Raw genomic sequence first — 25027 nt, forward strand, 5'->3', positions numbered from 1 at the left:
CCTGACGCCTGACGCCTGACGCCTGACGCCTGACGCCTGACGCCTGACGCCTGACGCCTGACGCCTGACGCCGCGACGAGGGTGGCTGCATCCTCCCGCGGCGGGACCCATCGACCCGACGCGCGGTCAATGGGGCAGGCGGGCGCGCCGGTTAGCCATCAGCGGGCAAAGGGGCGCTTGAGCGAGCCCAGCTCGGCTTCACCCTCCTGCTCCAGCACCTCCTCGAGCCAGTGGCCGGCGCGCTCGGCCTTGGCGTTCAAGTAGCGGCGGTTCTGCTTGGTGAGCTTGCCGTAGACGCCGCGCCGATTGACCACTTCGACGCCGCCCTGATCCATGGCGGCGATCTTTTCCGGGTTGTTGGTCAAAAGCTCGATGCGAGCGATGTCGAGCTGTTCGAGCATCTCCAGAGCTACCCCGTAGGTGCGCTCGTCGTCGCCGAAGCCGAGTACGTGATCGGCGTCCACCGTGTCCAGTCCGCCATCCTGCAGCGTGTAGGCGCGCAGCTTGTTGGCCAGACCGATGCCGCGGCCCTCCTGGGCCAGATAGAGCAGAACGCCGCCGCCGCGCTCATCGATCGTGCGAACGCTCTCGCGAAGCTGCTCGCCGCAGTCGCAGCGCAGGCTGCCGAAGAGGTCGCCGGTGAGACAGGCCGAGTGCAGGCGGACCGGCACGGCGTCGCTCCACGCTTCCGGGTCGCCGATGAGGATGGCGATGTGCTCGCGCATCCCATCGGCCTCGCGAAACATCACGAAGCGTGCCCGTTCGGCGTGGGAGAGCGGGATCTCGGCTTCGCTGGTGCGTTTGAGAAAGCGCGACGGGGCCGCGTCGTAGGCCGCGATGGGGGCCAGTGGCACCGCGAGCAGGGTGCCTTCGCTGATCAATGCCTCGACTTTCTCGCGTTGGGCCGGGCTGACAGCGGAGACCACGGCCGCGGGAATCAGCAGCCCGATGCGCATGAGATCGATGGCGGCGACGTGGATCGGGTCGGCGTCGCGGAGGTCGATGTCGGCCGGCAGGGAGGCCGCCTCCCGGCAGGCCCAGTCGACGATGTCGTCGGCCAGGCTCGCCGCGGCGACCGGCACCAGCGCCGCGCGGGTCTCGATCTCACGCTCGAGAAGCGCCAATCGGTGACGGGTCAGCGCCAGCGCCGGCGGATTGCCGCTTAGCGTGGCCAGGGCGGCGAGGGCATCGTCATCGCAGCCCTCCAGCGGGTGCACCAACAGGTCGCCGGCATCGCCGCGAATCAAAATCGGGAGGCCGCGACGCAAATCGAAGATGGCGCGTTCTACCTGTCGCATGTGGATCTCCTGCTTTGTCGTTCCCGCACACACGGGCGGTCTTGAGCGTCTCCCGGCAAGTCGCCCGGGGAGTGATCTTTGTTAAGCTGCAGCTTCATCCGATGGATAGCGAGCCTGCGAGTGACCGAGAGCGCCGACGCCCCCGATTGCCATTCTGCCGCGAGCGATGCCGGTCAGGCGGCCGACCTCGAGCGCGCCTGGCGCTGGATTCGCCGGGTGGCGGAGACCGTCGCCGCCGACCGCTTCAGCGGCGAGCTCATCGATGCCGACGGCGCAAGGCTGACCGTCGACAGCGAAGGTGGCTGGTCCTGCAGCGCGACGCTGACCGACGGCGCCGCCGAACTGCTGAGCATCTGGCTGCCGTGGTGCGTCGCGGATATCGCCACCGGCCCACAGGTCATCGCCCAGCTCGGCCAGAGTCTCGACGGCCGTATCGCCACGGTCAGCGGGGCGTCGCACTACGTGACCGGCCAGCCGAGTCTGGTTCATCTGCATCGGCTGCGCGCGCTGGTCGACGCGGTGGTGGTCGGCGCCGGCACGGTAGTGGCAGATGACCCGCAGCTCACGGTCCGCCACGTGACCGGGACCCATCCACTGCGCGTGGTGCTTGACCCTCGCGGACGCGTGCCCGCAGCGCGCCGGGTCTTCCGCGATCCGGTGGCGCCGACCTGGCATCTGCTGGGTCGCGAGACCCGCGTGCCTCCCCATGCGGATCACGTTCACGTCGAGTCGCTCGAGATGACCGCTGACGGTGTCGATCCCGCGGCGGTCATCGAGTGCCTCGCCCGGGCAGGCTGCCGACGCATTCTGATCGAAGGCGGTGGCCTCACCATATCGCGCTTTCTGCAGGCGGGCCGGCTCGACCGCCTTCATAGCGTGGTGGCGCCGATGCTGATCGGCTCCGGTCGGCCGGCGGTCACGCTGGCCGAGATCGACACCCTGGACCGGGCGCTGCGGCCCCGCTGTCGACGCTTCTGGCTGGGAGAAGACGTGCTGTTCGATCTTAATTTGCGGCGCAGCGCCGACGGGGCCTGACGCCGTCGGCGACACGCCGCGCCAAGGATTTGTGACGCTGATTGTCCTGCCGTGCAGGCGGTAGCCCGCGTCCGCGTCGCTCACAGGGCGTCTCCCGATCGTAGCGGTTTGATGGGTTGCGCGTCCGACGAGGCGCGGGACGAAGACACCACGTTGCTGGCTGGGCGGCGATATCCCCAGGCGAGTACGAAGAGTCCCGGCAGGCTTCCCGCCAGAATCAGCAGGCCGTAAGTGATCGACAGGGTGATCCCTTCCTGCGCCGGTAGCCCGGCGACTGGCCAGAGCAGGGCGGCGGCGCCCTCGCGCACGCCCCAGCCGGCCACCGTCAGCGGAATCGCCATGGCCATCAGTAGCGGCGGGATCAGAGGCAGCAGCTCGAGCGGCGAGCGCGGCAGGCCCAGTGCCTGGGCGGCACACAGAAAGACGGCCACATAGGTCGCCACCACCAGCAGGGAACTGGCGAGCTGCCGTGGCCAGACCCTTGCCTCGAGCAGCGCGCGGCGCAGGTCGGTAGCGAACAGTCGCAGTGCGTGGCGCAAGCGCCTCCCCAGTGCAGTTCGAAACCGCCCGGCGCGCTCGAGTGCGCTGCCGAGGAGCCCCAGCGCCACCGCGCCGCCCAACCCCACCAGCAGGACATAGAGCGTCACGGTGGGCAGCGACACGTCGGCAATGGCATTGCGTAGCAGGGGGGAAACGAGCAGCGCGGCAACGGTGACCAGCAGCAGGGCGAGCTGCCCCGAGGCGCGCTCGATGACCACGGCACGGACGGCGGCGCCCCCGCGGGTCGGCGGCGGTGCGCTGGAAAGAGGCGCCTCGGCGCGCTGCGAGGGCGTCTCGTCGGTGCGTCTGTCCTGCGTGGCGACTCGCGCGACGTTCGTGGGCGCGTTGGCGTGGCGCCAGGCGCGGGTCGCATCGCCCATGACGCCACCCGGCAGCACCTGATTGAGAAAGGTGGCGAGATAGTACTCGCGAATCGCCCGCCCCCACGGCAGCGCGATGCCGAGCTGAGTCGCGGTCAGTCGCCAGCGGAAGGCAGAGATTACGACCTGCGGCACGGAGAGCAGTAGGCCCAGCAGCACCCATGCCGGCGAGAGCGTGCCGAGCTGGCCCGCGAGCTCGCGCGCATCGAACTGCCAGACCAGTAGGCCGAGCAGCGTTGCCGTCGAGACGAGACGGAGCCCCATGGCGAGCCGGGGTCTCATGTGGCGCTACCCGGGGGCAGAGCGACGAGATCGCGGTGACCGACGCTGAGCCTGACCTGGCCAAGACGGATCCGTTCCAGCCGCGCTGCGTGCCAGCGCTCGATACGCGCCCCCGACTCGGGTGCCTGCTGATGCAGGGCGTGACGCCAGCCTTCCATCAGGGCCTCGACCAAGGGCAATGAATCGACGTCGAGTCGCCACGGCGAGGCGGCGTCGACGACCCGATAGCCGCGGCGTTCGAAGGTGTCGCGCATCTTTCTCGGCGCGTCGGTTCCCAGCGCCGCGCCTGCCCCCTTGTCGCGACGCTGATGCGCTTCGTAGAGCGCGAAGATAAAGCGATCTTCCTCGTCGTCGACGCTGTCGCCCAGCGGGTCGTGAAAGTGAATGCCACCATCGACGCTGAGCGCGAAGAGGACCGCGCAGCCTGCATCGACACAGGCCCCGGCGAGCGAATCGATCTCGCCGGCGGTGAGCAGGTCGAACAGCGCCGAGGCGGAGACAAGATCCACGCCCTCGAAACCCCGCGCGATACTCTCTGCCAGCGTTGCCTGGCAGGTGTCGACTTGTACGGGGTCGCCGTCAGCGCTGACGAGAGACGTGCAGCGTTCGCGCGCTCGCTCGAGCAGCGCGGCGTCGTGGTCGATCAGTCGCCACTGCTGGGCACCGGGGAGCCTCGGGGCGAGATAGCGTAGATTCGAGCCGCTGCCGCAGCCCAGATCGACCAGCGTCACGGCGCGTGGCGCTTGCGCCGGCCCGCCCGAGTCACTCGAGTCGCTCCGGCGGGTCAACCAGCCGGCGGCAACCCGCGTGGGTTCGGGGTGACGGGCGCGGTGATCCGCCGCCTCGCGAAGGCGTAGCCAGTCGTCGCTGAAGTGCGTGTCGGTGTCGCTATCGCAGCGCTTGTCGGCGTCGTCATTCATCAAAGGGGGGAGCCTCCGGCGTTGGCGGTGCGGACGTCGAGCGGTCGTTCGAGCGCGACATTGAAGGCCTTCGCTGCCGACGGCCAGTCGTTGAGCGACTCGCGAACGTCTTTCGCTCCCTGGCAAAAACCCCGGTAGCTTTCGGCGTCTTCCAGCATGCGTTTCAGGGCGTCTCTGAGTGCCGGTACATCCCCCGGCGGCACCTTGAGTCCCGCCGACGCCGGCAGGGTGTGCGCCAGCGCGCCGCCGGTGGTAGTGACGACCGGGAGACCGTGGGCGAGCGCCTCGGTAATCACCATGCCATAGCCTTCGTAATGCGATGGCAGCACGAAGAGATCGGCGTCGTGGTAATAGGCGCTGAGCGCATCGCTCGGGACCGGGCCGAGCAGGCGTATTCGTGTTTCAAGTCCGTGGTGGGCGATGCGCTGGGTGACATCGGCCACGAACGCATCGGCGCGATCCAGTCCGCCGATTAGATCGCACTGCCACGGCAGCTCGGCGAGTTCGGCCAGCGCGTCGACGAGCAGGTCCTGCCCCTTGCGCGGTGTGAGCGTGGCAACACACAGCAGACGCGCGGGGCCCTCTCTGCGGGTGCCACTCAGCTCGCCGCGATCCACGCCCGGTTCGATGACGAACAGCTTGTCGGTGGGGACCTCGAAATCGGCAAGACGACGGGCCGTGTAGACGCTGGTGACGATAACCCGCTCGACGGCGGCCAGGGCGCGAGTTTCGCTGATGCGAAAGCGCTGCTGCTCGGCCGCGTCAAGGCCGGTCTCGTCGGCCAGCGGATGATGAATCAGCGCGGTGACCGCCAGCCGCGAGGCGTGGCGCTCGACGATCGCCGGCAGCCCACTCATTGCGAGGCCGTCGATCACCACGCGGGCGCCATCGGGCAGGGCGGTCAGCGCACTGTCGAGCGCGTGTGAGGCGACGGCATCGGGCTCGGGAAACCGGCCGTCGAGACCCACGACTTCGACCTGCCAGCCCTCGCTGCGGAGCCCCTCGGCGATGCGGGCATCGTAGCGGTAGCCGCCGGTGAGCTGTTCCGGGTCGCCGGCGACGATCAGCGTCAGTGCCTTCATAGCGCCCCTTCGTAGCTTGCCCAAGCGATGTGCGACTCGTGAAGGGTCACGGTCATGGCGGTGAGGTGTCGCCCGCCCTCGCCGAGCTGACCTTCGCGGATGGCGTGAGAGAGCCGGTCGAAGACCACCTTGGCCATGAACTCGGTGGTGGTGTTGCGCCCTCGGAATTCGACCGCCTCGTCGAGATTGGTCAGCGTGAATTCGGCGAGTACCGTCTTGAGCGTGTCGCTGGCCAGACCGATGTCCACCACCAGGTCGTCCTGATCGAGCTCGGGACGTTTGAAGGTCACGTCCACCACGTAGGTCGCGCCATGAAGCTTCTGCGCCGGGCCGAAGGTTTCGCTGTTGAAACTGTGGGCGATCATCATGTGATCGCGGACGGTGAGGCTGAACATTCCCTGTCTCCTTGCGGTTGTCTTCTACAACGGTGGTGGCTCGCACACCGCGTCTCTTCGAGGGTAGCCAATCGGGCCACTCGCGGCATCGTGAGCACGCGTTCACCGAGGCGGCGCTCTGTTGCGCTCATGGGAGATGAATAACGGTTCCTCGACGGTCCCCCAGAGCAGACGCGATTCAACAAGTTACGCGCAGTCAGCCATAGCGGATGCGTTCGCACAGCGTGGCATCGTCTTTGCCGGTGAGTCGTTCGAACGTGGCCGGCAGATCGCGGAAGTGGCTCTCGCCGCTGATCAGAACGTCGAGCGCGTCATCGGCGAGCAGCGACAGTGCCAGCGTCAGGCGGCGCTGGTAGTCCCAGCGCGGGCGGTGGCCAGGTGAGACGCTGCCGACCTGGCTCGAGCGAAGGGTCAGTCGCTTGGCGTGGAAGGCTTCGCCCAGCGGCACCGACACCTCGTGGTTGCCGTACCAGCTTAGCTCCAGCACGGTCGCCTCGAAGCCGGCAATGCGCAGCGCCGTGGCGAGCCCGGCGTCGCTGGCGCTGGCATGGATCACCAGATCCTGTTCGCCCTCGGCGGTTTCCGGGGGGTGGAAGTCGACGCCGAGCGCGTCACCCAGTGTGCGCTTGCGTGAATCGACGTCGATCAGCTGGACCCGGGTGCCGGGAATACGCGCGCAGAGCCAGGCAGCGAGCGAGCCGACCACGCCGGCGCCAACCACGCTGATGCGGTCGCCGACGCTCGGGGCGGCGTCCCACAGCGCGTTGAGGGCCGTCTCCATATTGGCACCGAGTATCGCGCGGTGCGGCGGCACCTCGGTCGGCAGCGGGATCACTGCCTCGGCGGGCACGCAGTAGTGGGTCTGGTGCGGATAGAGGCAGTAGACGTAGCGGCCATGCCAGTCGTGAGCCCCCTGTTCGACGACGCCCACATTGGAGTAGCCGTACTTGACCGGCCCGGGGAACTCGCCGCTCTGGAACGGGGCGCGCATGCGCTGATATTCGCTCGGTGGCACGCCGCCGTTGAAGACCAGCGACTCACTGCCCCGGCTGATCGCCGTATAGCAGGTGCGGATCATCAGTTCGCCGGTGCAGTCCAGCTCAGCCTGGCGGATTTCGCCGCGACCGTCGCCAAGGGACCAGAAGGCGTGGGCGTAGGGCGTCGTCATGATGTCTCCTTGTGGAAATCGAAGGCATCGGCGCTGAGTGACGAGGCGAATGACGTCAGTGGCGGCCGGGTTCCCGTTCGAGTATGGCAGAGTCTGACGAGAGGGCAGAGGACGGTCGCCATTCACGCGCTCGAGCGTGCGTAAAGTTCGCTAACCGACGGTTACGCGTCCAGACTGAGAATCAAGGTGTATCCGTATGAGGGAAAACAGGATACGCCGCCCCTGGGCCGATGGGCTGACGGCCTGGCTTGGCGGGTTAGAAGCAGAGGAGGCGGCGCCGCTACCGGGTAAGGCCGGACGGCGCGCCAGCAGACAGGAGAGTCGGCATGCGCGCTTCATCGACACGTTTTCGTTACAGGCGGGCGGATCGCCAGCGGGTGATGTCTCCGCTCGATCCTGCCGGTGGTCGGCCGGATGTCATCGGCGAGAACCCCGTGGCTGGCGAGGGACGCGGTGTTCACCGCCACCCCCGAGTGATCGCCAACGGCCATTCTCACCGGCGCCGGGGATGGCTCGACCTGGTAGCGGGGCTGGCGCTGGTGGCGATAATGGTGGAGTGGGTTCATTGGGCGTTCTCGGCCCCGGAGGGCCTGAGATTTACCGCAGGCGGGGTCTACGTGGCAATCGCGACGGGCGTGCTGTGGGCGTGGCCAGCCGCTCGTGAAGGGCTCGGCTGGGCCAACCGGGTAACGTTACTCAGGGCCACTTTCATTGCGATCGTGGCGGGGCTGGTCGCCTACCCCGATTTCGTGCAGCGTCACGCAGAAGGCGTCGCGGCACTGGCGCTGCTCTCCTTGCTGCTCGACGGCATCGACGGCTGGGTTGCGCGTCGCACGGGATCGGCGACCGCGTTCGGCGCGCGCTTCGATATGGAGCTCGATGCGTTCTTCATTGTTGTGCTCTGCGCTGCGCTGGTGGCGCTGGACAAAGTGGGGTCCTGGGTGCTGCTCCTCGGGTTGGCTCGCTACCTCTTCGTGCTGGCGGGCATGTACTGGCCATGGCTGCATCGGGCGCTACCGGCGAGTGTCTTTCGCAAGACGGTCTGCGTCTGGCAGGTATCGACACTGCTGGTCTGCCTGCTGCCGTTCGTGAATTCCGTCTGGGCGAGTGCGTTTTGTCTGGTCGCCGCCATGCTTCTGGCGCTATCGTTCGGTCGCGACGTGGTATGGCTGCGCAGGCATCGCTTGGCGGTGACGTCGAACGATCTTTGACTCGGGCCGACCGACGGTGCCGGGTGAATCACATCACGAGGAGGTTGCATGGCGCGGGAGGCTTTCACGATTGCCGGGGCGCAAATCGAACCCGGCACCCGACGGCAGATCAATGTGCCCGTCGCCAAGCTCTACACCCACACCCCGCTGCATATCCCCGTCGAGATTGTTCATGGTCGCCAGGCCGGCCCGACGCTGCTGGTCTGCGGCGCGATTCATGGAGACGAGCTCAACGGTGTGGAGATCGTGCGGCGGCTGCTTCGCTCTCGCGGTATCGCGCGGTTACGCGGCACGCTCATTGCGGTGCCGGTGGTCAACATCTTCGGTTTTCTCCAGCAGTCGCGCTATCTGCCCGACCGGCGCGACCTCAATCGCAGCTTTCCCGGCAGTGCCAACGGCTCGCTGGGCTCGCGTATTGCGGCCCTGCTGCGTGAGGAGATGGTTGACCGTGCCACCCACATTATCGATCTGCACACCGGCGCGATTCACCGCACCAACCTGCCGCAGATCCGCGCTCAGCTTCAGGAGAACGATGAGACGCGGGCGATGGCGGAGGCGTTTGGGGCGCCGGTCATCCTCAATGCGGAGCTTCGCGAGGGGAGTCTGCGCGCCTATGCTCAGAGTCGGGGCGCGCCGGTGCTGACCTACGAGGCGGGCGAGGCGCTGCGCTTCGATGAGTGGGCGATCGCGCCGGGCGTGCGCGGCATTCGTCGCGTGATGCGCCTCATCGGGATGTTGCCTTCCGACGGTCGACGCCGCGCGCCGCCGGCGGCGGAAATCGCCAACGGCTCGAGCTGGGCGCGGGCGCCCATCGACGGCATCTTGCGTCCTCGAGTCGCCCTGGGCGCACGAGTGGCGGCGGGAGAAGTGCTGGGGGTGGTGGCCGATCCCTTCGGCGACGACGAGGCGGAGCTGCTGGCCAACGCCGACGGTATCGTTATCGGTATGAGCAACCTGCCGCTCGCCAATGAAGGCGAAGCGCTATTTCATGTGGCGCGCTTCGACGAAATCGATGATATCGAGAGCGCGGTCGAGGACTTTCAGTCGCGCTACGACACGCCCTCCGCCTAGGCGGATTGGAGCAGGCGGGCTTCATCTACCCGCGCCACCGCATCGTCGAACACCTCGATGCCCGCCCCTTCGCGATGGGCATTTTCGGAGAGGTGCCGCCGGAACTGGCGGCCGCCGGCGCAGCCCTGGAAGAGACCGAGGACATGGCGCGTGACGTGATTGAGCTTGGCACCCTCTGCGAGACGCTCGATCAGGTAGGGCCGGAATGCCCGTGCCGCGTCGTGCCGAGTGGCGGCCGGGTTCGCCTTGCCGTAGACCGCACGGTCTATGTCCGCGAGTAGCCACGGGTTCTGATACGCCTCCCGGCCCACCATCACGCTATCCACCTGCTCGAGATGCGCCAGCGTATCTGGCAGCGTCTTGATTCCGCCGTTGATGCCGATGTGCAACTCGGGATGCTGGGCCTTGAGTCGATAGACGCGCTCATAGTTCAGCGGGGGCACGTCGCGATTCTCCTTGGGCGAGAGCCCCTGCAACCACGCCTTGCGCGCGTGCACGATGAACGTGTCACAGCCCGCCGCCGCCACTTGCGCGATGAAGCGCTCGAGATCGGCGTCCTCGTCCTGGTCGTCGATGCCGATACGGCATTTCACCGTCACCGGAATCGACACTGCCGAACGCATCGCCGCCACCGCTGCGGCCACTTTGTCGGGATAGGCCATCAGGCAGGCGCCAATGAGATTGTTCTGCACGCGATCGCTTGGGCAACCGACGTTGAGATTAACCTCATCGTAACCCCATGACTCGGCGATGGCGGCGCATTCGGCCAGCTCTGCAGCGTCGCTACCGCCAAGCTGCAGCGCCAGCGGCTGTTCCACTTCGCTGTAGCCTAAAAACCGCTCACGCGGCGAGCCGTGCAGAATCGCCCCCGTCGTCACCATCTCGGTATAGAGCAACGTCTCGCGGGTGAGGCAGCGAGCGAACGCGCGGTAATCGCGTGTCGTCCACTCCATCATCGGCGCGACAGAGAACCGACGAGCTTGATTTGCGGGGCTATTTGTCGATGAATCAGTCACTTATGGCGTCCGTTCGGTCGTCGTCAATCACGTTTGAACCCGTCTGATACCGTACAAAACCGTGGCCGTTGTACCATGAGTGTACCAATTGGCGAGAATCGACCATTCGCTCAAAACAGGTGGTACACCAGTGGCGACATTTCAGAAGCGGGGCACGCGGTGGCGCGCCATTGTACGGAAGAAGGGGCACTCGGCACAGAGCAAGACCTTCAGCACTAAGGCGCGCGCGCAGGCATGGGCGAAGGAGATAGAAGGAGAGATCGAGGACAGGGCTGCCGGCATCGTACCCGGGCTGACCATCAACGATGCGCTGGTACGCCACGAGGCCCATCTTGAGCGAATCTCCTCCCGAGGGCGAAAGACGAAGACGGCGGGGAACAACCTTCGCAAGGGTCTCGATACCGAGATGCTGCTGTCATCGCTGCAGTACCAGCACCTGGCTACCTACGCGCATACTCGTCTGACGGTCGATGGGGTCAAGCCGGCGACGGTGCTGATGGACGTCATGCACCTCTCGGGCGCCATTACCACCTGCGTCGTCGAGGAGGTCGCGCCTGCCACACTTCAGGCAACTATGGCGAGTTGGCGAACGGGGCTGAAGCGCGCCGGCCTTGTCGGTGCGCCGGAAGATCGGGATCGGCGGCCGACCGAGCAGGAGATCGCCGAGCTGCTGACCCACACCAAACACAATCTGGCGCTGCGGCGCATTGGCTACCACGCGTTGATCCGGTTCGCGGTGAGTTCGTGCATGCGGCTCGACGAGATCTGCTCGCTACGGTGGACGGATCTCGACGAAGTGAACGGCACCATCGTCATCAGGCTGCGTAAGCATCCGACGAAAAAGACCGATGAAGTCGTACCGTTGATGGGGGAGAGTCTGGCCATCATTCGGGCGCAGCCAAGAGAGGGGGAGCGCATCTTCCCGTACAACACCGAGTCGACGTCGAACGGGTTCCGCCGGATCTGCCGGCATCTGGAAATCGTGGACCTGCACTTCCACGATCTACGTCATGAGGGTATCAGCCGGCTGTTCGAGCAGGGGTATCAGATCCAGGAGGTAGCGCTGGTCTCGGGGCATCGAGACTGGAAAAGTCTCAAGCGCTACGTGAACCTGCGCCCGGGCGAGCTGGTGACGAAGGACCGAGCGCGAAGCGCGAGCGCCTAGGCTGCGCTCCCGCGTTGCGTGTCGATATACCTGGCCGCGTCGGCAACATGCACCATCGGCTGACGCGCGGTCCTTGTGAGCGGTACCGGGAATGTGCCCCCGGCGATGCGGTTGCGTGCGGTCTGGACGCTGACGCCCATGATGTCTCGGCAGAACACGTCGAGCGGGATCAGCGGCTTCTCGTAGCACGCCAGCAGCATGAACTCGGTCTTCATTGTCTACGCCCCCTCGCTTTCCACCGGTTGAATCGGTTCTGGATCAGGCGGAACGTCGCCGCCGCCTGTGGGTTGGTGTCGAGCTCTGCTCGGCTCGTGACGTCGCAGGCTCGCCGGATCCACTCGCTCGCGTCCTGATCGCTATGCGTGCCGTCGGGCACGTCGGCATTGAATTTCGCTCGGGCGCGGCGATCGAGGTAGAGGCGGAACGAGGCGTCTCGGCAGAGGATGCCCGCGGCACGGGCGTGATGCTGGCTCATGCCTCAGCCCGCCGCTGCTGCGCCGCTTCGAGGATCCGCATGTCGCGACCCTGGTGCGGCTCGTCTGCGACGTCGAGCGTCTGAGCGATCAGCCCGACCATCGCTGCGCGGTCCTGCGCCAGGTCATTAGCCGCTTCGCCGATCTCGAGCGCATGCTCGAGCGATGTTTTGGCGTCGGCCAACTGCTCCCGCAGCACCGCGACCTCGTCGCACAGTTCCTGGTAGCTCTTGTTCATCTTCCCGGCCCTCAGTAGTGGTACCGGCCCGGCGTCGCCGGGCGCGGTGCGATGAGCATGGCGTCTGCCACCTCGGCGGCGACGTGGCTGGTGCGAACCTCGATCACGTCGACGCGCGGCATGAAGCGTGAGGCGAGGGCGATGCCGCCCTGGATCGCGACGCCAAACGCAGCGGCGAACATCAGCAGGGCCATGATCCGCGTCGCACGGTGGATACGGTCACCGAACATGGCGCCCCCGTTTTTCCCGAACCGACTGGCACTCGATGCAGGTCCGCGTCCAGGGCGCGGCCGCGCGTCGGGCGGCGGGGATCTCGAAGCCACAGTCCTCGCAATCCGGGTCGTCGCTGGCCGGGGGTAGGGCGTGCTGCGCGAGTGAGGTGGCCAGGTGGTGCTCGACGGCAGCACCGGCGTTATCGGCGATGTCAGCCATGGTTCATCTCCTGTACCTGAGCGCTGTCGCGGTAGGCGCAGCGATGATTCTTCATTGCCTGGCGCAGCTCGTCTTCGGTCTCGAAGGCGATCACCAACGCGTAGCGGTGGCGCGTCTCGCCGGTGTTGGGTGCCAGCACCGCCAACTCGCCGGCGTCCTGCAGCGTGCCGCGCGGGGCAGCATGGCGATCGGTACCGGTCCAGCGCGGTCGGCTTGGGTTGTGGGTCATGTCGTTCTCCTTGCTAGATCCCTTCCGGGAAGAATTCATCGACGCTTTGCCATTCGGGCAGAACGGTGGGGTTGGCGTGCTGCCGGACCGCGGCCTGGATCATCCGATGCTCCATCTCGGCGTCTTCCATCTCTTGGCGAACCTCTTCACTCGCTCGCCAGTCTCGATAACGCTGCATTTGCGCCTCGAGCTCCTCCGGCGAGAGCTCTCTCGGAGTCAAAAGCTCAGGCGGAACGAGGGAGCGCCGGGCGCTCGGCGTACAGTTATTGACACAAGTCCAAGGGTCAGCGGCTTCGCCGCCTCCCGAAAAACCGCTCGCCGCGAGGCTCTGCTTCGCCCTCACGTCCCAGCGGTACAAGCGGGTGAGGTACTCCGCTTCGCGGCCCTTGTGGTCCTTCACCACGAGCCCTTTTGGAACGCGGATCTCGTCGCCGTAGCGGCCGCGCTCGACCAGCCCACTGTTGATCTCGCCGGTGGCGTGGCTGAACGGATCCTCGTCGCCGCCACCGGTGCGGAAGGCGGGGATCGACCACGGCTTGATTGGCTGCTCCTTGCGCGGGGTGTTCGGCCCGCCCATCAACCGCAAGAACGTGTCCCACTGGCCGGCGAGCGCCGCCTCGCGGATCTGGTGCAGCACGCGGGCGATGGACCGGCGCGGCCTAGTGGCTTCCTCCCATCGCGCCAGCTCGTCCTGCTGCTGCTCGGTGAGCCGTCGCACCTCGCGCCAGACGGTGACGCTCGGCAGCCCCATGAACTGAAATTGCCGGATGCCCCATGTCGCGGCCCACGCCTCGATGCGCGGTGCGCTGTCATTGAGGTCGTGGCCATAGCTGTCCAAGTGATCGCCATCAACGCCGGCTCGAGCGAACTGCTCGCCGTTGATGTTCTTGCTGATGTACTTGGCCACGTAGCCGGCGGCGGTACCGCGGTCGCGGTCGATGCGCTCCACCTTGAATCGCGCCGTCGTCCGCTGGCCGAAGCGGTCGACCAGTTCTTCCGGGGACTCGGCTTCGGCGTAGCTCTGCAGCGTCTCGATCACCGCGTCCGCGTGGTCCGGCTGCGTCCAGATGAGCAGGTGCCAGTGCGGCGTACCGTCGTGGTGCGGTTCCACGACGCGGATGCCGTAGATGCCCAGGCCGTCCCGGGCGAGCGAAGCGCGCGCCTGTGCCCACAGGCTTTGGATATGCTGCTGGGCGTCTCGGGGCGTACTGCCGTCGTACTTCGGGTTGCGCTGCGAGCTGTGCGAGCGCACCGGGTGGAACCGCGACGGCGTGGTGATCGTTACGAACAGACCGACGTGACCGAGTCGATTGGCCTCGGCCTCCGTATCGCTGATCCGCAGCATCAGCTCCGCCCGACGGTGGTCCGGATTCGCCAGCCCGAGCTCCGCGAGTTCGGCCAGGGTGTAGGTCTGATCGTGCTGGTTGATCGCCTCGATCGCTTCGAGCAGGGCGCGATTGCGCACCTTCTGCGAGCGGCGGCGCTCGAGCGTGAGATTGCTGCAGTAGATGCCTGCTCGCTTGTGCACGCGGCGCGCCTCCCGCATCACCTGTTCGATGCGCCGGCCGGTGATCCGCCGCAGCTGCCGGCGCCACCACTTGTCACAGCCGAGCCGAGCAAGCTGGGCGCTCGCCTTCATCTTGGGGCTGGGCGGATTCACCCCGTGCTGTCGGGCGCGTTCCCGCCCCTTGGCCAGCGCCATCTCGTCAGCAACGGCGATGCTCATCACCGGCGCGCGCTCCCACCGGAACACCGCGAGCAGCGGGATGCTCGGCGCCGGCGGCGTCAGCGGGTTGCGCGCCTCGGCGATCAGTCGCGCCATCTGGCGTGCCTGTGCCGAGATAGTGCCGGGCAGGGGCGGCAATCGGCGGGGCGGCGGTAGCAGCCCCAGCCGCAGCCGTCGGTTGTGGCCGGCGATGCTGCCGATCAGCTGGTTGCGGGCATCCTCGACGCCCATCGCCTGCCCCTTGGCGTAGTCGCACAGGGCATCGTCATCGTGGGTCGCGTTCAGCGTGCCCACGCTCAGGCGTTTCTCGACATCGGCCAGCCAGTCGCACGCGGCCAGCAGGCCCTCGGTCTGCGTGCGGTGGCGGCGGATCTCGGCAAACGCCCGGCGCAGATCACCGGCCAGCGTCTCGAAACGAGCGAACACGCGATCCGGATCGATGAAACGGTCCGCATGGCGACGCAGCCAGGTATTGCCGGCGGCGTTGCCATGACGCGCCGCGATTTCCACAAAGACACCAGCCAGCGCCTCGGCCAGTGACGGCAGGCGGTCGAAGAACGCCTGTCGCCAAGTGAGGCAGTCGGCGGTGCCGAAGCGTTGGGAGTCGGCGATCGCGCTCACTTCCCACCTCGCTCGATCAGGTCCAGCCAGTGCATCGCCGCGCGGGTATCGCCGTCGCTAAGCGCCCGGCGTGCATTGGCGGCAAGCGCATGGCTTGGGTGTCGTGCGTCTTCCAGCCGACCCCGCAGGCGAGCGGCGTAGCGGCTCATCCGGCCGATCGCCGCGCGGATCGCATTGCGGTCGTGCTGGCACATCAGTTCGAGGGAGCGCGTGGCGTCCTCGGGTTCCATGCGTGCACTGGCGAGCACCGCCTTGCGCTCCGGGATGGTCAGGTCGGACCAGAGCGCGGCGAGATCCTCGTCCGCGCAGCGAGCGTGAAGCTCGGCGCGTAGGTCGCCGAATCCCGCCCGGTCGTCCGGCTGGACGACCGAGAGATGACGCGGGCGCTCGGTGACGGGTTGGGCGGCAGTCATGGCGGCCTCCGGCTTACTGGAGTGGGCGATGGTTGACGACGCGCAGCGCGCCCCGATCACGGGCGCTCTTGCGCTGGGCGAGCAGGTCACCGACCGTGAACGGCACCGGCGTGCCCCCGGCGGTGCGCAGTACGACGACGTGCGACGTGCTGGCCTCAAGGTCGATCCACGCGACCTGATTGAGCGACTCCAACTCCGCGCTGGCGTGGATCGCCGCGAGCTCTGCCTTGGCCTCGCTCATGGCGTGTTCGCTCATCAGAAACTGCGTGCAGTTCTCCAGCGATTCCCGGCGCGACAGGCCGCGGCCGTAGCGCAGCAGATAGCCGATGGCAGCGTTTTCGGAGTCGAGTTGGGGGACCCGGCCGGCCTGGAAGCCAGCGGGAGCGGTGGTCATGGTCATGGTGTGTCTCCGTTATCGCGTGTCGCGAAAGAGGTCTTCGGGCGGCAGCAGCTTGTAGGGCACATTGGCTGCCAGTTGGCCGGTGTAATCGCGGTTGGGGCGGCCGCTGGGGCTCGTCGTCTCGGTGACGATGTATTCGCCCTTGCCGCACCAGCCGCAGGTCGGGTCGTTGCACTGCAGGTAAGCGACGCGATAGTCGCTGTGCAGCTGCTTCGACGTTCGCACGCGGCATGGGCCTTCGCAGTGCGGGCAATCCCAGCGCATCGTCATATCAGCGCACCGGGTACATCGCGCGCGGGCCGGCTGCCTTACGGGCCGCTCTGCGCATCCGGCGCCGCGCCAGAAACTCGGCCGCCTGATCCAGCGAATCCAGTCCCTGCTGTTGCCGGATCGCCTCGAGCAGGCGCTCCGTGTCCGGGTCCAGCTGCAGGCCGACGGTTTGGTTGTGGGGCATGGTCACCTCTCGTGACGTGGCGGATGAGTCATCGGTGCGTCAGCGATGACGCATCAATGAAGGTTCGCTTCGGCGCCAAGTCCCATCACACTGATCGCATCGAACTCATGGATGTCGCGCACGCCCAGGCACTCGAGCGCCTCGTTCATGACCAGATAGCGAAGCTGAGTTGCCAATTGCAGGCCGTTGAGATTGGCCAGCGCCTCCAGAAGGGCGAATTCCTGCTCGCTCAGATTGACCTGGACGCGCTTGGACTTGTTGCCGCGATGGGTGGGGTACATGACGAATCTCCTTGTCGGTCAGTGGGTGGACTTGGCGGCGGCCGGCGTCTGCTCGAGGCCCTTGAGCATCAGCATCCGCACCGTGCCCGACAGCGAGCGCAACTCACGCTCGGCGAGCGCCTCGACCTGCTCGCGTTCTTCCTGCGTCACGATGGTCATGATCGGGCGATTGCAGCCATGGGGAGACTGGCGTCGACGCGTCTGGGTCATGTGATAAGCTCCTTTACAGTGTTAAAGACGTTTCAAATGGCGGGGGAAATCGCTTGAAGGTGCCGGATATTTCCAAACCCTATGTTCGACGGTTCTGCGAAAGCGTCGTGCCTCGGGCTCGACCGGAACGGGTCAAACATCAGCCCCTTGTCGATGCAGAAGCGGCGGAATGTTTCCGCGTCGTCGAAGCGCATGTGGCGGCCAACGGCGGTGAAGCAGTTATAGGCTGGGCCATTTGGGAGTGGCGCAAAGTGATGATCGAGGCGGAATTCCACGCCGTGTGGCGTGACCCGAACGGGAAGCTTCTCGATCTCACGCCGCAAGGATTTAAGCCGCCCCGAATCCTGTTTGTGCCGGACCCGCAGCGCCAATACGAAGGCGTTCAGGTCAACAACATCCGACGGCCCCTTCGGGAAGACGAGCGGATAACGCGCTACATCGACCTCTGGCAGCAGCGATTTGAACTTCTCAACGAAGGCGATTTGGCCAATCAGCACGGCCTCGTGGGTGTCTCCGAACTGCGCCTGGGGGAAATAGAAGATGCGATGTACCAGACCCGCCGCTCGCTCGCGCTCGATTTTGGGCCGGGCTAGGTTCTGGTGAACCGACCCCGGGTGAGGCTCGCGAAGCCGGCGGACCGGTTTGGTGGAAAACAGGGCAGTCATGGCAGTGACTTCCTTGGCGGCTTAAAGACTGTGAAACAGATAATGGTTCACGTACGTGAACCATGTCAAGAGCGAGGTGGGTTCGTTTTGTCGACCATTGGCGATCGTATCAAGGAGGAACGCGACAGGCTCGACTTGAGTCAGACCGCGTTTGCGAGCCTTGCTGGTGTTGGTAAGACGACCCAGATCAACTATGAAAAGAACAATCGGAGCCCCGATACCGACTATCTCTCTGCACTGGATGCCGCAGGGGTCGATACGTTCTACGTTCTGACGGGGCGTCGGTTGGAAGAGCAAAAGTCGCTCGCGGAGTCCGGGGGTGCAGATGATGGGAGATCAGTGCCGCTTTACGACGTCGAAGGGGCAGCAGGAGCAGGGCGTTCGCTCGAGCATGAGACCGTGATCGGGCACTTCCCGATGACGATGGCGTTGATTAACCAGCTCGATTTGGCCGACGCGCGTCTAGCCGGGGTGAGGGTGCGCGGTGACTCCATGGAGCCAACGCTATTCGATGGTGACTGGACGTTCGTCAATCTCGACGACACCAACTGGTCGCTCGGTGGGGTGTTCCTGGTCTGGGTGAGCGGGGAGCTACGCATCAAGCGGGTGCAGCGCCTCGCCGGCGGTGCTATGTACCTGATCAGCGATAACCGGCACTACGAACCCGAGATGATCGCGCCGGACAAGATGCAGGACGTGGCAGTGCTCGGGCGCGTGCGGACGCGATTGGGGGAGATTGCCTAATCTTCAGCATGACAATGAACGTCAGCTATAGCTAACGCTTGACGATTAGTAGGCGAGGATGTGCTGGAAACTTGTATGTTGTTACGCAAAAGTAGCGTTAGATTTTAAGTTATCTCTAATAATTGATGGTTTGAGGCTAAGATGGTGCGCGAATTCGATGGGGCCAATTATAATTATAGCGTTGGTGTGAAGTTTTACGATATTTATCGGTATTCGACGATAAGAGGTTATGCTGATGAAGCTTCAAGGCCTGTAAAGTTAGGCTGCAATGTGGATGTTGTCAGTTTGATCGAGTTTTTTCAATCTATGTTAGGCGGTGAAGATGTAAAGCAACGCATCAACATGAGACGGAAAGAAATTTATCTAAAGAGTGTGGAGGATTTTGGCGCGTACTATGTTCTTTTAGTGAACATAACCGATGCGGCGAGCGAGCATACTGCGTCTAGGAACATTGAGACAGACCAAACCACTTCTGTTATATATGACGATAACGAAGGCACTAATAGGTCAAGTCATATAGTAATACGTAAAGAAGCTAACGGAGATGGTCGTAACCTCATGGCTTTTCAGGTAACCCAAGGTCTCGATCGCGCCAAGCTAGTCAGTTTTTTTAATAGTTTGATAGCTAATTATGTGAGGCTGAATCGTAATTCTTTCCTAGTTCCTGATCCTGAATCTGAGGCAGATGAAAACGGTAATATTAAGCAAAAAGTACAGAAGCCTAAAATCGAGCTGCATGGATATATTGCAGACAAGTTCTTTTCAGATATGGAAAATGGATGTTTAGATCAAATGGTTTTAGTGGGGGATCCACAACGGGTCAGAAATGTTGGGGAAAGTGTTCCGGATTTTTTCCAACACCTTCGTATTGATATTGATGTCGCTGCAGCTGAAAGAATGGGACTTCGAGACCTGTTCAATGCAGTGGTTTCGGGTGGGCGAGAATTCAATATGAGCACTCTGAGGGTAAAGTTCAGAGACGAATCAGATGCCGGCCACAGTAAGGATGTATCACTTGATGGCATGGCTTCGATAGATGATGAAAATTATGTGTTAACTCGTAAGATTTACTTTGGGTTTAGACGGGTTGCAGCCTACGATGAGGTTTCAGAAGTCGTAGCCGGTAAGATGATCGAGAAAATAGAAGATGAAAGAATTTAGCGTAGTCATTTACCAATTGACGAGACCTTTTGCTTATCTTCTGATTAAGCACGAGGATAAATATATCTACGACTGGCTGATTCCTGGCGTTGGTTTGGTGCTGTTATTTCTTTTAGTCCATTTTTTAGGGTTAAATCTCTTTCAGGTTTTTTCGTTGATGGAAAGTCTGAGTGGTTTTGTGAGTTCCTTGCCCGGGTTTTTTATTGCTGCACTGGCTGCAGTTTCTACTTTCAATCGTGCTGACATAGATAGATTCGTAGAAGGAGCAGAGACTCCAAAAATTAGATCATTGGTTGGAGATAGGAAAATTCCAATTCGCTTAACAAAGCGGCGCTTTCTTTGTCTTTTGTTCTCTTACCTTTCTGCGCTTAGCATTGTAATTTCTATCATTGGGATTTTGCCAAGTTCTGTTTCATTTTTTGATGCTAATGATGTTGCTAAAAGCTTTTGGGGTTCTATCTTATTTTCTTGTTTTTACTTCATGATGATCATGCAGCTTTTGTCTACAACTCTGTATGGGCTGTATTATCTTGGAGATCGCATGCATCACTAATAGATATGTGAGTTTCTAGTTTTAAACCTTTTAGGTTGTTTTTTGAGTATTGTCTTTTAGCTCAGGTCTCTTTATTTCTTAGTTGATCAGTTTTGCTCAAGTTTAATTTCTGTTTTTCAGCACCTTCGCAAGCATAACGACGCCAACTGTATTACTCGCCTCGGAGCCACCCCGTGCCTCCGACGGGAAGGTCCAGGTCATGAGGTCACAGCCCAGCTCGCTCTGTACTTCCTTGAGACGTGCCATCACATCGTGAAGCTCTCTATCTGTCGCTTTCTCGCTGGACGGGTTCCGGATAGACAGGAACAGCAAGCCGACGTTTTTCACGTCGGATGCCTCCCCGGCGGTGCTCTGGCTGTCATGCATGGCCTTGTTGATCAGTGGAGCAATTATCTCGACCAGAGACATTAAACGCGGCTGCAACACAGCGTGCTTAGCCTCGACGTAATAGTTCTTCCGGCTGGTCTCGTTGCATAGCCACAGGTCGCATCGGCCCGTGTGCTGCGATTCCTCGCGCTGTTTAACGTGCTTGAACTCTTCCAGCCCGATAAAACCGCTCCGCCATGCCGCGGCGGACCACAGCCCCAGGCAAGGGCGCTCGCCGTAATCGAAGGCGTTTTCCTCTCCCTCGTGAACGCGCGCATAGCGATTGACCATCATCCGCCACTCTTCGGAAATGCCGACCCACTCATTGAGCGCGCCGTCTTTAGGGATAACCCCGTTGATGCTCGACATGCTCACTGGTCCCTGCCTTTGAAGTTTGCCGCCAAGCGTATCAGATCGAAAGGTAAGGTCGGGTGGGTAGGCGCTGGGTATCGCCACATTGCCAAATACTGTAAATGCGTACAGTATTGAGGCAGTCGCTTGGACGCCGGATGCCACCGGCGAGCCGCCAAAGAGTGGCCGGTCCGGGTGCTTAACAACATGGTGCGGGGAACGGGGTTCTCATGCAGGTGCAATATCTTGGGCCCTTGATGCTGGGGCTGGGCCATCCGGCGCTGACCGGCTATGACCTTAAGAGCTTTTCACCGAGCTGTTTCGCGGTGGAGATTGGCGAGCAGGCTGGCCTCGACGGGCCGCTGATCGAGGGTGATGTATTGATCGCCGACGAGGATCGGATGGCCGGCAACGATGATCTCGTGATCGCGAAGCTGCCGGGCGAGCACCTCGTCGCCCGTACCTGGCGCATCGGCGGCCGCGTGCGGCTGATACCGCTGCACGGCCGCGAGTCGGTATTCGCGCGGGACGACATGCTGCTGGGCGTGGTGGTCAGCCAAGCACGGCGGTATGTGGTGTGAGGTAGGGCTAAAGCCTGCCGGCCTGCAGTCGATCAATTGGGTGTGCGTATTATCTTTCTCGCCCCGGCCCAACGGCCGGGGCTTTTTTGTGTCTGGTCATCGGCAGACCGATTCGCACGGCGTGCCGTCGTTGTCGCCGTCTAGCCGACCATTGCCGCACTGCTCAAGGTGAAACCGCGCCTCAGCGCATGACCGCATCTGCCCGCAGGTCTTCCGCGTCGCGCAGCTGAAACCGTCGTCGTTCGCTGACTGAAGTGGCTCCGGGCGCGGGGACTCGGCCACCTGTTGGATCGTCGGCGCTGTCTCGTCGACGTAGGGGTTGGCGCTGCCCTGAATCGCGGCGATACGCCGGTTGCGTTCCCGCTCCCAGTCGCTTACCGGGTCGGCGTTGGCCCATGCGTTGAAAAGCTGCTGTTGCTGCCGACTGATCTGGATGCCGTAGGTATCGCGCATGTACCAGTAGGTGCGCGCGACATCGCCCCGGACGTCGGCCGGGGGCTCGAAGGTGCGTTCGGGGAAACTAACCTTGGCCTGGCAATGACCGTATTGGTAGGCGTCGCCGCCGGCGATCATCCCGTAACGCATGTTGGAACGGTCACCGTTCACCTCACCGACCGACGGCACGAGATTCATCAGATCCGCCTCGGCCTTCCGAAACACGGGGTCATTGGCCCGACAATTGCGCCGGCCGCCGTCTTGCCAGCACTGGCGCTGCCGGCCGAAATCATAGGCGGGCATGACGTGCTCCCACTCGATCCGCGCGGCGCGCTTGGGCTGTTTGCGGATCTCGTAGCCGCAGCTCGCGAGATCCGGCCCCGCGTCGAAGTCGAAATCGCAGCCGCAGTAGAAGGTCTGGTCCTGGTCGTAGTAGACCTCGCTCTCGGCTATCCGCTTGGCGGCGGAAAACGAGCTGGGTGGTGCCGCGAAGGCGGGCAGGACGGTGAGAACAAGTAGGATGAGAAAGACGCGCATTCTGGGGCTCCGGATTCTGGAGCGTGGATTGTAGTGTTTTGACCTGTATCCGGGAGTCAAAAAAAGCTACCAAAAGCCCCGTTAACGCCAGCCTATGATTGACCAGTACATGGCAGAAAGTCGCTCGTTCATGGGCTGCCAATGAGGAGGTGACATGGAAATATCGTTATCCAAATTCATTGAAAGCGTGAAAGCAGAGCTCAAAGGAGCGCAATCCGACGAGGAGCCGTTCTATGAACTGACCGAGGTCGAACTGGAAGTTGCTTTTGCAATGACGAGTGAAGCGGGGGGCGGGTTCAAGTTTGTCGTTTTCGATTTAGGGGGAAAGGCTTCCGAGACCGCAACCCATCGTGTGCGGCTGAAATTGGAACCACTGCCGGTGCCAACGCCCGATGAACCGCCGGATAGCCCTTCACCTCGCTCAGATCATCTACGAAGGCGGATGAGCGAGAGGCGGCTACTAAGGGGCGAGGCTGCGGTTTTCGCCGGTCGGGGTTACGGCATTGATGAAGCAAGACGGCCGCGTTTAGAAGAGATGGAGGAACAGCTTAAGGAACTAGAGAGACAAGTGAAGAAGCGCCCCTCTCGGCCAAGATACAGGCGCAGATAGTATCAAATGATTCGCGAGGGGAGGTTTAGTCTGTGGTCATACTCGGCTTATCCCCGCCGACCGATTTTGATCATTGGTTTTTTAGCTCACACCGCACTCGCGTGACGTATCCCGAGTCATCCAGCGTGTCCTCTACCTCGGTGACGATCCAGCCGGCACCGTCGATCTCCGGCTTCCAGCCGCTGAGCGTGATCGGCGTTTCGGGCGCGAGATCGGCGCGACCATGCGCGAGGTTCAGTTCGAACGTGGCCTCGCCGCGACGGATGCGGCGCCATCCCGACCGGGCCGCTTCCAGCGCATCCGCTTCGGTGGCGTAGGTGGCGCGCAGATCCTTGAGCTTGTCGTCGGTGCCGGCGATGACCGGCTGGCGCTCGGCGCCGTCGGTGTCGTTCCAGTAGGCGCGTACGCCGGTGTAGCTGTCGCGATCGGTGCGGCTGTAGCGGTGCCGGTCGCCGTCGCGGCGGGTGAGGGTCACGCTGGGTAGGGCGAGGCCGCTGGCCGTCAGGGCTTCGCCGGCGAGGGTGAACAGCATCCGTTCGGACTTCACGGCGGCGATGGCGTCGAACCGCTCGCCGAGGCGCGTCAGAAAATTGAGGTCCGACTCGTCGGTCTGATCGATGTGGCCAACACGGATGCCGCCGAGCGTTTCACCTATGATGGGTTCCAGCGCGTGGCGGCCGGCGATGGTCCGGACGATCTCGGCGAGGGTGACGTCGTGCCAGGACTGGCTGCGCTTGCCGGGCAGTAGCTTTCGCATGTCGGCGGCGCGGGCGCGGAGGGTGAGCCTGTCGGGTGCGCCGCTGTGCTCGACCTCGTCGACGACGAACACGCCGCGGTCGATGAGGCCCTCGTCCGTCCAGCCGATGGCGACGTTCAGTGAGGCGCCGCCGGGCGGGATGGCGAGCTGGCCATCGTGGTCGGCCAGGGTCAGGTCGAGCTGATCTGCCTCGCCGCCGCGCTGGCTGGTAACGCGCAGCGTGACCAGTCGCCCATTGATGCGCGGGGTGATGTCCTCGCCGGCGAGGGTGATGCGATAGCCGGGGCGGTGGTAGGGCGCCGGGGTCATGCGTAGGCACCCCGTAGCAACGCTCGGGAGTAGAGCGTGATGTCGCCCAGCATCTCGCTCGTCGGATTCGGGTCGTCGACGTGCTCGAGCGTCATGGAGAACTCGATCTTCGCCGCGGCGCCGTCGTGAAACAGCGTGCTCGAGGTCTCATCGATACCGGTCACGACCCACAGGCCGAACTGCCGGCCGCTGCCTTCGACCAGCGGCCACGCCTTGCCCTTGTCCGCCATGTCGCGGATCTCGTCCAGCGATGCGCGCCCGCCGGTGAACTCGGGGTAGAGCGTCCCCGTCAGTGTGATGGTATCCGCTCCCGCGCCGAGGAACTGATACGCCGGACGCTCGCCCACGCGAGACTGCGACGCGTGGCGCCATTCCGTGCGGCGCTGGAGTTGCTGGTAAGGTACGGATCGCGTTTCGAACACGAACATTCCAAGGGCCATGAGCATGAAAACTAACCTCCAAAGGGCGCGAGAGAAAAAGTCCAACGCGATGCGTGATGCCAGTGAAATAACCATATTCGTATTTTCAGGGTGTATGCAATTCTTGTTCGTTCTAGCAGTTCTCCCAGTTCTGCTAGGTGGGTTTAGTATCTACTTTACCCCGACGAACGTTGAGTTTTTTGGCGGTATAAAAAGTCTATCTGCGTTCGCCTACGCGGGGTTTGCCGTTCTAGTTCTAAACAAATGGAGTGAAGAGAAGTCCTTATCTCGACCAGTCAATCTCGCCTATTTCCACACTTTCATCTTGGTCACATCTGCGCTTTATCTTGGTTTGATTCCGGATGACATCAATGTTCCGAGCGACAGTTTCATCGGCCAGTCGTTTGTCTATATCCCAGTGATGGGAGCGCTGGTTTCTCCGGCATGTGTTTTCATCAACTTGCTTTGGGGGGTCGCGAAGCGGCGAGCCTTGGACTCT

34 protein-coding genes are annotated in these 25027 nt (G+C 63.3%); 10 read left to right on the forward strand and 24 right to left on the reverse strand.

Annotation, left to right across the window (positions count from 1 at the left end; translation table 11 throughout):
- Positions 1–158 precede the first annotated feature (158 nt).
- Complete coding sequence (ribA, locus tag DOM41_RS11300; RefSeq protein WP_110686977.1) at positions 159–1298, reverse strand: GTP cyclohydrolase II RibA; 1140 nt, start codon at positions 1296–1298, stop codon at positions 159–161.
- Positions 1299–1418: 120 nt separating this feature from the next.
- Between ribA and DOM41_RS11305 the strand changes: the two genes are divergently transcribed.
- Entirely contained in the window at positions 1419–2333 is a 915-nt protein-coding gene (locus DOM41_RS11305) for a RibD family protein (RefSeq protein ID WP_245391822.1), read from the forward strand.
- Positions 2334–2413: 80 nt separating this feature from the next.
- On the opposite strand, the gene DOM41_RS11310 is transcribed toward DOM41_RS11305, so the two are convergent.
- The 5 genes from DOM41_RS11310 to DOM41_RS11330 all read right to left on the reverse strand — a co-directional run bounded on the left by DOM41_RS11310 (position 2414) and on the right by DOM41_RS11330 (position 7100).
- A complete protein-coding gene (locus tag DOM41_RS11310) occupies positions 2414–3517 on the reverse strand; it encodes a lysylphosphatidylglycerol synthase transmembrane domain-containing protein (protein ID WP_223160981.1) in 1104 nt (367 codons plus the stop codon).
- Between the two features lie 14 nt (positions 3518–3531).
- Complete coding sequence (locus DOM41_RS11315) at positions 3532–4455, reverse strand: class I SAM-dependent methyltransferase (protein ID WP_110686979.1); 924 nt, start codon at positions 4453–4455, stop codon at positions 3532–3534.
- The gene (locus tag DOM41_RS11320) at positions 4455–5537 is read right to left on the reverse strand and encodes a glycosyltransferase family 4 protein (protein ID WP_110686980.1); all 1083 of its coding nucleotides are present in this window, start codon (positions 5535–5537) and stop codon (positions 4455–4457) included. Before DOM41_RS11320 ends, DOM41_RS11315 begins: the two co-directional genes overlap by 1 nt.
- Positions 5534–5932 carry a 6-pyruvoyl trahydropterin synthase family protein gene (locus DOM41_RS11325; protein ID WP_110686981.1) on the reverse strand — a complete coding sequence of 133 codons (399 nt, stop codon included), beginning with the start codon at positions 5930–5932 and terminating at the stop codon, positions 5534–5536. The genes DOM41_RS11320 and DOM41_RS11325 overlap by 4 nt, the downstream gene beginning before the upstream one ends.
- Before the next feature lie 196 nt (positions 5933–6128).
- Positions 6129–7100 carry a zinc-dependent alcohol dehydrogenase gene (locus DOM41_RS11330; protein ID WP_110686982.1) on the reverse strand — a complete coding sequence of 324 codons (972 nt, stop codon included), beginning with the start codon at positions 7098–7100 and terminating at the stop codon, positions 6129–6131.
- A gap of 326 nt (positions 7101–7426) precedes the next feature.
- Between DOM41_RS11330 and DOM41_RS11335 the strand changes: the two genes are divergently transcribed.
- Both DOM41_RS11335 and DOM41_RS11340 read left to right on the forward strand, forming a co-directional pair.
- Positions 7427–8311, forward strand: coding sequence for a CDP-alcohol phosphatidyltransferase family protein (locus DOM41_RS11335; RefSeq protein ID WP_223160982.1), 885 nt, complete (start codon positions 7427–7429; stop codon positions 8309–8311).
- 48 nt (positions 8312–8359) lie between these two features.
- Entirely contained in the window at positions 8360–9382 is a 1023-nt protein-coding gene (locus DOM41_RS11340) for a succinylglutamate desuccinylase/aspartoacylase family protein (RefSeq protein WP_110686983.1), read from the forward strand.
- Here DOM41_RS11340 and dusA read toward each other — a convergent pair.
- Positions 9379–10398, reverse strand: coding sequence for a tRNA dihydrouridine(20/20a) synthase DusA (gene dusA / locus DOM41_RS11345; protein ID WP_280951224.1), 1020 nt, complete (start codon positions 10396–10398; stop codon positions 9379–9381). The two genes, DOM41_RS11340 and dusA, sit on opposite strands and share 4 nt — an antisense overlap.
- An 88-nt stretch (positions 10399–10486) precedes the next feature.
- Here dusA and DOM41_RS11350 point away from each other — a divergent pair, with 88 nt between their 5' ends.
- The gene (locus DOM41_RS11350; protein WP_157956918.1) at positions 10487–11563 is read left to right on the forward strand and encodes a site-specific integrase; all 1077 of its coding nucleotides are present in this window, start codon (positions 10487–10489) and stop codon (positions 11561–11563) included.
- On the opposite strand, the gene DOM41_RS11355 is transcribed toward DOM41_RS11350, so the two are convergent.
- The 13 genes from DOM41_RS11355 to DOM41_RS11415 are packed head-to-tail and all read right to left on the reverse strand — an operon-like array spanning position 11560 to position 17040.
- Positions 11560–11778, reverse strand: a complete 219-nt coding sequence (locus tag DOM41_RS11355; RefSeq protein ID WP_110686986.1) for a pyocin activator PrtN family protein — start codon at positions 11776–11778, stop codon at positions 11560–11562. The genes DOM41_RS11350 and DOM41_RS11355 overlap by 4 nt on opposite strands.
- Positions 11775–12038 (reverse strand): hypothetical protein, encoded by a 264-nt coding sequence (locus DOM41_RS11360; RefSeq protein ID WP_110686987.1) that lies wholly within the window; start codon positions 12036–12038, stop codon positions 11775–11777. Before DOM41_RS11360 ends, DOM41_RS11355 begins: the two co-directional genes overlap by 4 nt.
- A complete protein-coding gene (locus tag DOM41_RS11365; RefSeq protein WP_110686988.1) occupies positions 12035–12274 on the reverse strand; it encodes a hypothetical protein in 240 nt (79 codons plus the stop codon). The genes DOM41_RS11360 and DOM41_RS11365 overlap by 4 nt, the downstream gene beginning before the upstream one ends.
- A gap of 11 nt (positions 12275–12285) precedes the next feature.
- Positions 12286–12504 (reverse strand): hypothetical protein, encoded by a 219-nt coding sequence (locus DOM41_RS11370; RefSeq protein WP_110686989.1) that lies wholly within the window; start codon positions 12502–12504, stop codon positions 12286–12288.
- A complete protein-coding gene (locus DOM41_RS11375) occupies positions 12494–12706 on the reverse strand; it encodes a TraR/DksA C4-type zinc finger protein (RefSeq protein ID WP_110686990.1) in 213 nt (70 codons plus the stop codon). The genes DOM41_RS11370 and DOM41_RS11375 overlap by 11 nt, the downstream gene beginning before the upstream one ends.
- Positions 12699–12935: a hypothetical protein gene (locus tag DOM41_RS11380; RefSeq protein ID WP_110686991.1), complete on the reverse strand. Its 237-nt coding sequence runs from the start codon at positions 12933–12935 to the stop codon at positions 12699–12701. The genes DOM41_RS11375 and DOM41_RS11380 overlap by 8 nt, the downstream gene beginning before the upstream one ends.
- A 13-nt stretch (positions 12936–12948) precedes the next feature.
- Complete coding sequence (locus DOM41_RS11385) at positions 12949–15282, reverse strand: replication endonuclease (protein WP_110686992.1); 2334 nt, start codon at positions 15280–15282, stop codon at positions 12949–12951.
- The gene (locus DOM41_RS11390; protein ID WP_110686993.1) at positions 15279–15695 is read right to left on the reverse strand and encodes a hypothetical protein; all 417 of its coding nucleotides are present in this window, start codon (positions 15693–15695) and stop codon (positions 15279–15281) included. Before DOM41_RS11390 ends, DOM41_RS11385 begins: the two co-directional genes overlap by 4 nt.
- 13 nt (positions 15696–15708) lie before the next feature.
- A complete protein-coding gene (locus DOM41_RS11395; RefSeq protein ID WP_110686994.1) occupies positions 15709–16095 on the reverse strand; it encodes a hypothetical protein in 387 nt (128 codons plus the stop codon).
- 12 nt (positions 16096–16107) lie between these two features.
- Positions 16108–16365 (reverse strand): ogr/Delta-like zinc finger family protein, encoded by a 258-nt coding sequence (locus tag DOM41_RS11400; RefSeq protein ID WP_110686995.1) that lies wholly within the window; start codon positions 16363–16365, stop codon positions 16108–16110.
- A 1-nt stretch (position 16366) separates the two neighbouring features.
- Positions 16367–16549, reverse strand: a complete 183-nt coding sequence (locus DOM41_RS11405) for a hypothetical protein (RefSeq protein ID WP_110686996.1) — start codon at positions 16547–16549, stop codon at positions 16367–16369.
- Positions 16550–16602: 53 nt separating this feature from the next.
- Positions 16603–16830 carry a hypothetical protein gene (locus tag DOM41_RS11410; protein ID WP_110686997.1) on the reverse strand — a complete coding sequence of 76 codons (228 nt, stop codon included), beginning with the start codon at positions 16828–16830 and terminating at the stop codon, positions 16603–16605.
- Positions 16831–16848: 18 nt separating this feature from the next.
- On the reverse strand, positions 16849–17040 hold the full coding sequence (locus DOM41_RS11415) for a hypothetical protein (protein ID WP_110686998.1): 192 nt from the start codon (positions 17038–17040) through the stop codon (positions 16849–16851).
- A 53-nt stretch (positions 17041–17093) separates the two neighbouring features.
- On the opposite strand from DOM41_RS11415, the gene DOM41_RS17510 reads away from it, so the two are divergent.
- The 4 genes from DOM41_RS17510 to DOM41_RS17520 all read left to right on the forward strand — a co-directional run bounded on the left by DOM41_RS17510 (position 17094) and on the right by DOM41_RS17520 (position 20163).
- Positions 17094–17633 carry a zinc chelation protein SecC gene (locus tag DOM41_RS17510; RefSeq protein ID WP_157956920.1) on the forward strand — a complete coding sequence of 180 codons (540 nt, stop codon included), beginning with the start codon at positions 17094–17096 and terminating at the stop codon, positions 17631–17633.
- Between the two features lie 159 nt (positions 17634–17792).
- Complete coding sequence (locus DOM41_RS11425; RefSeq protein WP_157956921.1) at positions 17793–18449, forward strand: XRE family transcriptional regulator; 657 nt, start codon at positions 17793–17795, stop codon at positions 18447–18449.
- Between the two features lie 141 nt (positions 18450–18590).
- On the forward strand, positions 18591–19610 hold the full coding sequence (locus DOM41_RS17515; RefSeq protein WP_157956922.1) for a hypothetical protein: 1020 nt from the start codon (positions 18591–18593) through the stop codon (positions 19608–19610).
- Positions 19597–20163 carry a hypothetical protein gene (locus tag DOM41_RS17520; protein ID WP_157956923.1) on the forward strand — a complete coding sequence of 189 codons (567 nt, stop codon included), beginning with the start codon at positions 19597–19599 and terminating at the stop codon, positions 20161–20163. Before DOM41_RS17515 ends, DOM41_RS17520 begins: the two co-directional genes overlap by 14 nt.
- A 102-nt stretch (positions 20164–20265) precedes the next feature.
- Here the strand turns inward: DOM41_RS17520 and DOM41_RS11435 are convergent, their stop codons facing one another.
- On the reverse strand, positions 20266–20898 hold the full coding sequence (locus DOM41_RS11435) for a hypothetical protein (protein WP_110687002.1): 633 nt from the start codon (positions 20896–20898) through the stop codon (positions 20266–20268).
- Between the two features lie 212 nt (positions 20899–21110).
- Between DOM41_RS11435 and DOM41_RS11440 the strand changes: the two genes are divergently transcribed.
- The gene (locus tag DOM41_RS11440; RefSeq protein WP_110687003.1) at positions 21111–21461 is read left to right on the forward strand and encodes a LexA family transcriptional regulator; all 351 of its coding nucleotides are present in this window, start codon (positions 21111–21113) and stop codon (positions 21459–21461) included.
- Between the two features lie 96 nt (positions 21462–21557).
- Here the strand turns inward: DOM41_RS11440 and DOM41_RS11445 are convergent, their stop codons facing one another.
- A complete protein-coding gene (locus tag DOM41_RS11445) occupies positions 21558–22433 on the reverse strand; it encodes an endonuclease (protein ID WP_110687004.1) in 876 nt (291 codons plus the stop codon).
- Positions 22434–22587: 154 nt separating this feature from the next.
- Between DOM41_RS11445 and DOM41_RS11450 the strand changes: the two genes are divergently transcribed.
- Entirely contained in the window at positions 22588–23043 is a 456-nt protein-coding gene (locus DOM41_RS11450) for a trypco2 family protein (RefSeq protein WP_110687005.1), read from the forward strand.
- A gap of 70 nt (positions 23044–23113) precedes the next feature.
- Here the strand turns inward: DOM41_RS11450 and DOM41_RS11455 are convergent, their stop codons facing one another.
- Positions 23114–24109, reverse strand: coding sequence for a contractile injection system protein, VgrG/Pvc8 family (locus DOM41_RS11455; RefSeq protein WP_110687006.1), 996 nt, complete (start codon positions 24107–24109; stop codon positions 23114–23116).
- Positions 24106–24555: a phage tail protein gene (locus DOM41_RS11460; protein WP_110687007.1), complete on the reverse strand. Its 450-nt coding sequence runs from the start codon at positions 24553–24555 to the stop codon at positions 24106–24108. The genes DOM41_RS11455 and DOM41_RS11460 overlap by 4 nt, the downstream gene beginning before the upstream one ends.
- Between the last annotated feature and the right edge of the window lie 472 nt (positions 24556–25027).

It is taken from the genome of Salinicola aestuarinus (assembly GCF_003206645.1).
Lineage (GTDB): Bacteria > Pseudomonadota > Gammaproteobacteria > Pseudomonadales > Halomonadaceae > Salinicola > Salinicola aestuarinus.

Coding starts and splice junctions, on each gene's coding strand:
- DOM41_RS11370 (WP_110686989.1), bottom strand. CDS start 12,504: ATGTTCGGTGACCGTATCCACCGTGCGACGCGGATCATGGCCCTGCTG.
- DOM41_RS11445 (WP_110687004.1), bottom strand. CDS start 22,433: ATGCGCGTCTTTCTCATCCTACTTGTTCTCACCGTCCTGCCCGCCTTC.
- DOM41_RS11415 (WP_110686998.1), bottom strand. CDS start 17,040: ATGACCCAGACGCGTCGACGCCAGTCTCCCCATGGCTGCAATCGCCCG.
- DOM41_RS11315 (WP_110686979.1), bottom strand. CDS start 4,455: ATGAATGACGACGCCGACAAGCGCTGCGATAGCGACACCGACACGCAC.
- DOM41_RS11410 (WP_110686997.1), bottom strand. CDS start 16,830: ATGTACCCCACCCATCGCGGCAACAAGTCCAAGCGCGTCCAGGTCAAT.
- DOM41_RS11455 (WP_110687006.1), bottom strand. CDS start 24,109: ATGACCCCGGCGCCCTACCACCGCCCCGGCTATCGCATCACCCTCGCC.
- DOM41_RS11395 (WP_110686994.1), bottom strand. CDS start 16,095: ATGACCATGACCACCGCTCCCGCTGGCTTCCAGGCCGGCCGGGTCCCC.
- DOM41_RS11325 (WP_110686981.1), bottom strand. CDS start 5,932: ATGTTCAGCCTCACCGTCCGCGATCACATGATGATCGCCCACAGTTTC.
- DOM41_RS11450 (WP_110687005.1), top strand. CDS start 22,588: ATGGAAATATCGTTATCCAAATTCATTGAAAGCGTGAAAGCAGAGCTC.
- DOM41_RS11360 (WP_110686987.1), bottom strand. CDS start 12,038: ATGAGCCAGCATCACGCCCGTGCCGCGGGCATCCTCTGCCGAGACGCC.
- DOM41_RS11335 (WP_223160982.1), top strand. CDS start 7,427: ATGCGCGCTTCATCGACACGTTTTCGTTACAGGCGGGCGGATCGCCAG.
- DOM41_RS11340 (WP_110686983.1), top strand. CDS start 8,360: ATGGCGCGGGAGGCTTTCACGATTGCCGGGGCGCAAATCGAACCCGGC.
- DOM41_RS11365 (WP_110686988.1), bottom strand. CDS start 12,274: ATGAACAAGAGCTACCAGGAACTGTGCGACGAGGTCGCGGTGCTGCGG.
- DOM41_RS17515 (WP_157956922.1), top strand. CDS start 18,591: ATGGTGCGCGAATTCGATGGGGCCAATTATAATTATAGCGTTGGTGTG.
- DOM41_RS11310 (WP_223160981.1), bottom strand. CDS start 3,517: ATGGGGCTCCGTCTCGTCTCGACGGCAACGCTGCTCGGCCTACTGGTC.
- DOM41_RS11440 (WP_110687003.1), top strand. CDS start 21,111: ATGCAGGTGCAATATCTTGGGCCCTTGATGCTGGGGCTGGGCCATCCG.
- DOM41_RS11355 (WP_110686986.1), bottom strand. CDS start 11,778: ATGAAGACCGAGTTCATGCTGCTGGCGTGCTACGAGAAGCCGCTGATC.
- DOM41_RS11330 (WP_110686982.1), bottom strand. CDS start 7,100: ATGACGACGCCCTACGCCCACGCCTTCTGGTCCCTTGGCGACGGTCGC.
- DOM41_RS11460 (WP_110687007.1), bottom strand. CDS start 24,555: ATGCTCATGGCCCTTGGAATGTTCGTGTTCGAAACGCGATCCGTACCT.
- DOM41_RS11380 (WP_110686991.1), bottom strand. CDS start 12,935: ATGACCCACAACCCAAGCCGACCGCGCTGGACCGGTACCGATCGCCAT.
- DOM41_RS11405 (WP_110686996.1), bottom strand. CDS start 16,549: ATGCCCCACAACCAAACCGTCGGCCTGCAGCTGGACCCGGACACGGAG.
- DOM41_RS11400 (WP_110686995.1), bottom strand. CDS start 16,365: ATGACGATGCGCTGGGATTGCCCGCACTGCGAAGGCCCATGCCGCGTG.
- DOM41_RS11320 (WP_110686980.1), bottom strand. CDS start 5,537: ATGAAGGCACTGACGCTGATCGTCGCCGGCGACCCGGAACAGCTCACC.
- DOM41_RS17520 (WP_157956923.1), top strand. CDS start 19,597: ATGAAAGAATTTAGCGTAGTCATTTACCAATTGACGAGACCTTTTGCT.
- DOM41_RS11435 (WP_110687002.1), bottom strand. CDS start 20,898: ATGTCGAGCATCAACGGGGTTATCCCTAAAGACGGCGCGCTCAATGAG.
- DOM41_RS11390 (WP_110686993.1), bottom strand. CDS start 15,695: ATGACTGCCGCCCAACCCGTCACCGAGCGCCCGCGTCATCTCTCGGTC.
- ribA (WP_110686977.1), bottom strand. CDS start 1,298: ATGCGACAGGTAGAACGCGCCATCTTCGATTTGCGTCGCGGCCTCCCG.
- DOM41_RS11375 (WP_110686990.1), bottom strand. CDS start 12,706: ATGGCTGACATCGCCGATAACGCCGGTGCTGCCGTCGAGCACCACCTG.